This window comes from Campylobacter sp. CFSAN093233, from assembly GCF_011068165.1.
In the GTDB taxonomy this organism is placed as follows: domain Bacteria; phylum Campylobacterota; class Campylobacteria; order Campylobacterales; family Campylobacteraceae; genus Campylobacter_D; species Campylobacter_D jejuni.
In genome coordinates this window covers 95046-102544 of the sequence record NZ_JAAMWY010000009.1, presented here as the reverse complement: position 1 = coordinate 102544, position 7499 = coordinate 95046, and the positions used below count along the sequence as shown (strand labels likewise).

General features: G+C 26.2%; 2 protein-coding genes and 1 pseudogene. All 3 read left to right on the top strand.

What is annotated here, in order from left to right:
• Positions 1-111 precede the first annotated feature (111 nt).
• Positions 112-1509 (top strand): PD-(D/E)XK nuclease family protein, encoded by a 1398-nt coding sequence (locus tag FBF15_RS08895; RefSeq protein WP_002865703.1) that lies wholly within the window; start codon positions 112-114, stop codon positions 1507-1509.
• Between the two features lie 60 nt (positions 1510-1569).
• Positions 1570-5335: pseudogene (locus FBF15_RS08890) on the top strand (class I SAM-dependent DNA methyltransferase).
• The gene (locus FBF15_RS08885) at positions 5335-7473 is read left to right on the top strand and encodes a pentapeptide repeat-containing protein (protein WP_002831381.1); all 2139 of its coding nucleotides are present in this window, start codon (positions 5335-5337) and stop codon (positions 7471-7473) included. Before FBF15_RS08890 ends, FBF15_RS08885 begins: the two are co-directional and overlap by 1 nt.
• Positions 7474-7499 lie beyond the last annotated feature (26 nt).

Below are 7499 nucleotides of genomic sequence, written 5' to 3'. Positions count from 1 at the left end.
CGGACTTGTTAATTCTACTTAACTTGCCTATAAAATTAATAATCAGTTTTTTTAGTTTGTAATTAAAAATTTATTTACATGTAAAATTGTATAAAATTTGGAAAGTGATACATGGAAAAATTTATTGAAAGGTTGCTTGAAGAAGATATTAAATTTGAAAAAGATGTGAATAATGGTTTGAGTGATATAAATATATTTGATGCTTTGAATATTGAAACAAAAGAAAATTATCATTCTAAATTTATAGCTTATTTAATTGATATAAATAAGGATCATTATCAAAAAAATTTTGCAAAGGTATTTTTAGAAAAACTTGGTAAGAGTTTAGTAAATACGAAATTTGAAAATTTAAACATAGAAGATATAAAAAGCGTAGAAACAGAAGCCTGCATAAAAGATAATAGAAGGATAGATATTTTAATAACATTAAGTGATAAAAGATATATTATAATAGAAAATAAAATTTATGCAAAAGATCAAAAAAATCAATTGAAAGATTATATTAATTTTGTAAGAAAAAATATCAAAAATATAAAAGATTGTTATAAAAACATATTGACTATATATTTGCATCAAGATGAGTGTGCTAGTCCTAGTGATTATAGTTTGGGAAATTTTACAATAAAGACAAATTTGATTAAAGATAAAAATGAAAATAATGTTAGCTATTATTTGAAGATGGATTATATATGGATTAAGGAATGGATTGATGAGTGTATAAAAATATATGAAGAAAAATCAATCAAAGATCAAAAATTTATTCTTGATATACAAAACATTATTTTTACTCTAAATCAATACAAAAGTATTTTACAATGGTATATGACAGATGAGTATACTCAAAGAGATGATGTACTAGAATTTATTTTTCAAAACAATATAAAAATGCAAAATTTAAAAAATGCGATGATTTTATATAGATATAACAAAAATAAATCAGAGCTTAAAAATTTAAATGAAGAAAACTATAAGAAAGCTAAAGATATTATCCAGCATAAATGGAGCAACATCTGCGAATATATAATAGAAGAATTTTTTGATAGTTTTGAACACAAGGAAATTAAAATAGGTGATATAACTTTTATCGGCAATAAAATAGAAGAAAATCGTGTTAATCATGGTGTGTTTATATTTTATCCTATTGATTATAAGAATGAAAGCATATATCCATGTCTATATATTTATTTTAAAAAAAATTACTATGATATTATTGGTTTGACATTTGAAATTTCAAATGATGATGAAGAAGATATAGAAAATGAAAAATATAAAGAATGTTTAAAATTATTTAAAGATGTAAAAGAAGAAAATGTTAGAAAATATCAAAATCACTATTATTGTGATAAATTAATAAACAATGAAAAATTAGAAGGAGAATACGCTTTTATTTATTGGTTAATTGAAAATCAAAATTCTAAAAAAGATTTTATTCAAATTTTAAATGATTTTTTTATTAAAAAACCTATACAGGAAGCATATAAAGGTATTAATGATATATTAAATTCTTAAAAAATTTTATATAAAAGTAAAATTTGATAAAATACAAAATATTTTTTATAAAGGTTAAAAATGCATTTCACTTTGCTAAATGAAAAAGATTTTTTCAACCCATACTACCGCAAAAAGCAAATCATGCAAAATGAATTTGATATATTTAGCAAGGCTTTAATGCAATATCTAGAAAGACTTGAAAGTTCGCAAAGTGAAAATGAAGATTATCTTGTAGCTAATGCACTTAGTCCATTTTTAACCATGTTAAATTTCAAAACCCACATCAAAACCAAGCAAAAAGGCAAAAGTGAGATTGACTTATCCATCTCTAAAGATGAGTTTAGTAAAGACTTAGAAGTTCTTATTGAGGCTAAAAAGCCAAATTCAAAAGAATTTATCACTCATACAAAGGTAAATTCTAAAGCCTTACACGAGACTATTTTATATTATTTTAGAAATAGAGAGTATAGTTTTAGCTTAAAATTTATTATCATCACAGATTTTTATAAATTTTACATTTTTAAAATTAGTGAGTTTGAAGAGCTTTTTTATAAAAATCCAAGTTTTAAAAAACTTTTTGAAGAATTTTGTAATCCAAATTCACTTTTCAAAGGCAATACTGAAGAATTCTATAAAGAAGTAGCCAAACTCATAGAAAATTCCAAAGAAAACTTAAAAGGCTTTTTGATTGACTTGACGTTTTTAAAAGATAAACAGAAATCAAATTTTAAAAACCTAGCAAGTATTTATAAAACTTTTCATAGAGACTTTTTGCTAAGTGAGTTTAACCCCAACGATGCAAATTCACTCAACAACGCTTTTTACAAAGAGCTTTTATATATCTTAGGGCTTTGTGAGAGCAAACAAAACTCAAAACTCATCATCGCAAAAAGTGAAGAAAGTAAAGAAGAGCAAGGCACTTTCTACACCGCTATAAACTCTAAGCTTAAAGAAGAAAATTTTGAAACCATCTTAAAACTTTTGATCTTATGGCTTAATCGCATTTTGTTTTTAAAGCTTATAGAGTCAAATTTGGTGCGTTTTAATGATGATAAAAATTTGAAATTTTTAAATTTCAAAAAAATCCCTGATTTTGACAAGCTTAGCGAACTTTTCTTTGAAGTTTTAGCCAAAGAAAAAAGCACGAGAAAGAAAAGCGAATTTGCCTATCTGCCTTATCTAAATTCTTCTTTGTTTGAAAAACAAAGCATAGAAAACACACTTGAAATTTCAAGCTTAAGCAATGACTTAAAGCTTTTTTACTATAAAAACACTGTGCTAAAAGATGATAAATGTAAAGCTAAAAAAGGACAAGTGGGGCTTTTAGAATACTTGTTTGAATTTTTGGATAGCTTTGATTTTGGTAGCGATGATGAGCAAAGCGAAATTTTAAGCCAAAAAGAACTCATAAGTTCAAGTGTTTTAGGAAATGTGTTTGAAAAACTCAATGGCTACAAAGAAGGAAGCTTTTACACGCCAAGCTTTATCACTTCTTATATGTGTAAAGAAAGTATCACAAAAGTTGTGCTTGATAAATTCAACGCTCAATTTGATCTTAATGCTAAAGATATAAGCGAACTAAGAAAGTCTTTAAGAAAAGAAGATAAAAAAGCACAAAAAGAGCTTTTAAATTCCATAAAAATTTGCGATCCTGCGGTGGGAAGCGGGCATTTTTTGGTTTCTGCTTTAAATGTTATGTTAAGCATTTATGATGAGCTAAATCTTTTTGATGAAGAATTTTATCTAGAAGTGCAAAACGATGAAATTCTCATCACGGGTAGAAAAGGCGAGTTTATAGAGTATAAACGCCCAAGTACGCCTAAAGATAAAGCCCATCTTATCCAGCAAGAACTTTTTCACACTAAAAAAGACATCATAGAAAACAACCTTTTTGGAGTCGATATCAACCCTAACTCATGCGAGATCACCAAGCTAAGGCTTTGGATAGAGCTTTTAAAACATAGTTTTTATCAAAGCTTTGATGATGAGAATTATCACGATCTTAAAACATTACCAAACATCGATATAAACATAAAATGCGGAAATTCTTTAGTATCTTACTTTGAAACAGGCAAAAGCCTAAACCACTATCCTAACATCAAAGAACGCATTAACAAATACAAACGCATAGTAAAAGACTATAAAGAAGGCTTTTACACAGATAAAAGCCATATCAACCAAGAGATAAAAAATCTCAAAATTTCTTTTAAAAATTTCTGCTTTGCAGATAAATTTAAAAAAGAAATGAAAAGCTTTAATGATAAATGTGAAAAATACTCTAAAAAATACGGAAATTTCTTAGCCGTAGATGATGAAAATTTGAAATTCTTTGTTAGTGCGAATTTGACTCTTTTTGACTTTGATGAAAAAGAAGCCACAAAAGAATTTGCAAATCTTAAAAAAGAATACGACAATATCTTCAACCTAGAAAGCAATCATCCTTTTGAATGGCGTTTTGAATTCCCTGAAATTTTGGACGATGATGGAAATTTCAAAGGCTTTGATCTCATCATCGGCAATCCACCTTATATAAGACAAGAGGAGCTTAAAGAACTCAAGTCCCATTTAGCTAAAAATTATAAGGTTTATAAAGGCACGAGCGATATTTATACTTATTTTTATGAACTAGGATTTAATGTTTTAAAAGATAGGGGGGGGGGTATTGAGCTATATCACTTCTAACAAATACACGCGTGCAGGATATGGGGAAGCTTTGCGTGAATTTTTGCTTAAAAATGTTAAGTTTTTAGAATACACTGATTTAAACGGCATAAAAGTTTTTGATAGTGCTACAGTGGATACTTCCATACTTTGTTTTGAAAAATCAAAAAGCAAAGATAATAAATTCAAATACCTTGCCCTAAGCAATGAAATTTTAAAAACTTGTGCTTATAACATTGGCTTATATAAGGACTTTGCAGAATTTTCGCAAAATTCTTTAAGCAAAGAAAGCTTCACTTTTAGCGATGAGAATACTAGTGCCTTAAAGGCTAAGATAGAACGCATAGGAACTCCGCTTAAAGAATGGCAAGGACTTAATATATATCGTGGAATTTTAACAGGCTATAATGAAGCCTTTATCATCACCACTGAAAAAAGAAATGAAATTTTAGCAAATTGCAAAGATGAAGCCGAAAAAGAACGCACCGCCAAACTCATACGCAAAATGCTACGCGGACGCGATATAAAAAGATATAGTTACGAGTGGGCGGGACTTTGGGTGATATTTATACCTTGGCATTTTCCAAATGTTGAAAAACCAAAGACAATGCTAGAAAATGAACAAGATTTAAAAGAACAATATCCGAGCTTATATAAGCACTTGTTATCTCATAAAGAAAGATTATCTAAAAGAAATAAAGAAGAAACAGGAATTCGTTATGAATGGTATTGTTTGCAAAGATGGGGAGCAAATTATTATCAAGAATTTGAAAGGGAAAAGATAGTGTGGGCTAGTGTTGGATATATAGAACATTCATTTATTCCAAAAGATATGCTATTGCAAGATACAAACTATTTTTTTTCCACAAGTAATCGTTATTTATTGGGAATCCTAAATTCAAAGCCAATTACATATTATCTTGCCGATATCCAAACACCATTAGGTAATACAGGAGCATTTAGAAATTATAAATACAATATAGAAAAACTCCCTATACCAAAAATAAATTCTAAAAATCAAAACATAGTCGATGAGCTTATAAATTTAGTCGATGAAATTTTAAAAGCCAAAGAGCAAGACAAAAACGCAAACACCCAAGAGTTAGAAAATAAAATCAATTCTTTGGTTTATAAACTTTACAACCTAAACGAAGAAGAAATAAAAATCATAGAAGGGAAATAATGAAAAGAAATACATGTGAAATCGAACTAGAAATACCAAATAGCGGTATTTTTACAATAAGTTTAGAAAATGAAAATTTAATTATTTCTTTAGATTTAGCTAAGTTTGAATATAAGAAAAAATTAAATGCTGGAGGATTAGCTAAACCATTGCACCCATATATCATTTATGAAGTTTTAGAAAAAAATAATAAAAACACTTTTAATGATGTAAAAATTATAGATAAAATAGAAGATGAAAATAATATTATCTATCATTTTAATTTCGGATTGATATTAAATACATTCATAGGAGAAAATAAAGACAATAAAGATAAAGAAGCACTAAAGGCGCTCTCATTTATGCAAAATTTTATTCCTGCTTGTTTTTTTTCTTATCAAATTATAGGAGATTCCAAAGCTATTCCTAAAAATGTTCTTGAGGATTTAAAAAATAGATATGGTTATGAAGGGAAAAATTATAAAAGTATTTTTAAGAAAGAAGTTTATATAAATTGTAATTGCTTAGAAAGATTAAATTTTTCTCATTGCGAATTTGAATCCAAAGTATCTTTGCGTTTTTTAAAAGATAATAAATATAAAGAATTTCACAATGGAGTTAATTTTTCAAATTGTATCTTTAAAAATGAAGTTGATTTCAGTTATTTTGTATCAGGTGCACCATTGCCTAATAATAAATACTATAATAATGCACAAAATACATTATTTAAAGATTGTATTTTTGAGAATAAGGTTGATTTCCATAATTCTAAAATTACCAATAATATTTATTTTAACAATGCCCACTTTAAAGATTATGTTGATTTTCACGAGTGTGAATTTGAAAAAACAGCTAGTTTTTATGGGGTGAGATTTGATAAAGCTCCAAATTTCAGTGCTTGTTATTTTAAAGAACCAAAAGCTGTAAATTTAATCAATGTCGATATAGATAAGCTAGATTTTAAATCATTGGAACAATATATAAAAGATAAATATCAAGATGAGACGTATGAAAATAAGCAAGAATTAACAGAAGAACAGCGTAATAATAATTGTAAATTAAAATGTGCCAAACATTTAAAAGATTCTTTCAGAGTCATAAAAGATGTTTTAATCACTCAAAATAATACCTTAGAAGCTCAAGAATGGCATAAATTAGAACTTTATGCGAAAGAGAAAGAAAATCACATAAATCTAAATGTTAAGGAAAGAGAAAAAAATACTGATATATTTAAGAATATATTAATATGGTTTAATTGTGTTTTGTTGAATGTGTATAGAAATACTAGTGATCATCATAATGATTTTTTAAAAATTTTGAATTTTACTATAGGGATGATTGCTTTATATGGAGTGTTTTTTTATCTATTGTTAGAAGTATATATGTATTTAGATATTATATTTATTGAAAGTTTTTTTAGATTTAAAATCATAGATTATATATATTTGTGTTTGTTTGTATTTTTAACTATTATTATGTTTTTATATAAAAATAAGAAAAGTATTTTTACAAAATCTATTTTATTTTTAACAATATATATAACTTTTTATATTGTTTATATTAAAATTTTAAATTTTATCAATATTACATATTTTAGAGAATGGTTTTTTTATTTATTGTGCTATATTATTGGTATATATATATTCTATCTTGCATTTATATTCATTTCAAAATTTAAGTTCATTAATTTTATACTTAAATTATGCATATATCTTGCATTTTTGTCTATTTGGATTTTAAGTTCGAATTTTATAAATCCTTTTACAGGTGTATTTTCATCAGATAAGCTTTATGAAAGTCAATTTGAAAAAAGTTTAAATGATTTAAATACGAGTGCTATTATAAATCTAGCAAGCATATTGCAGAATGATTTTAATCTCCATTTAAAAGATCAAAATATTTCTTTTACAGAGTTAAATTCAGCTAAGGCATCGATAATAGCAAATAAAGAAAATCTTTTAAAATTAAACGATGTAAATTCAAATATAGCTAAGGAAGTTTTAGGAGAAAAATATACAGAACTTTTAAAGACTATAAATCAAGACAAGATTATAGAAAACATCATAAAATCCACTAGTGTTTTATATGGCATTATACTTTTGCTTTGTATTTTCTCGCTCCAAAAAACCGCACGAAAAAATTCCATAGTGCCAAGCTAAGCCTTAAAGCTTAGCTTGAAATTTTA

What these genes read in the sequence shown, in the direction of transcription:
- FBF15_RS08895 (WP_002865703.1), top strand. Translation starts at nt 112, where the DNA reads ATGGAAAAATTTATTGAAAGGTTGCTTGAAGAAGATATTAAATTTGAA.
- FBF15_RS08885 (WP_002831381.1), top strand. Translation starts at nt 5,335, where the DNA reads ATGAAAAGAAATACATGTGAAATCGAACTAGAAATACCAAATAGCGGT.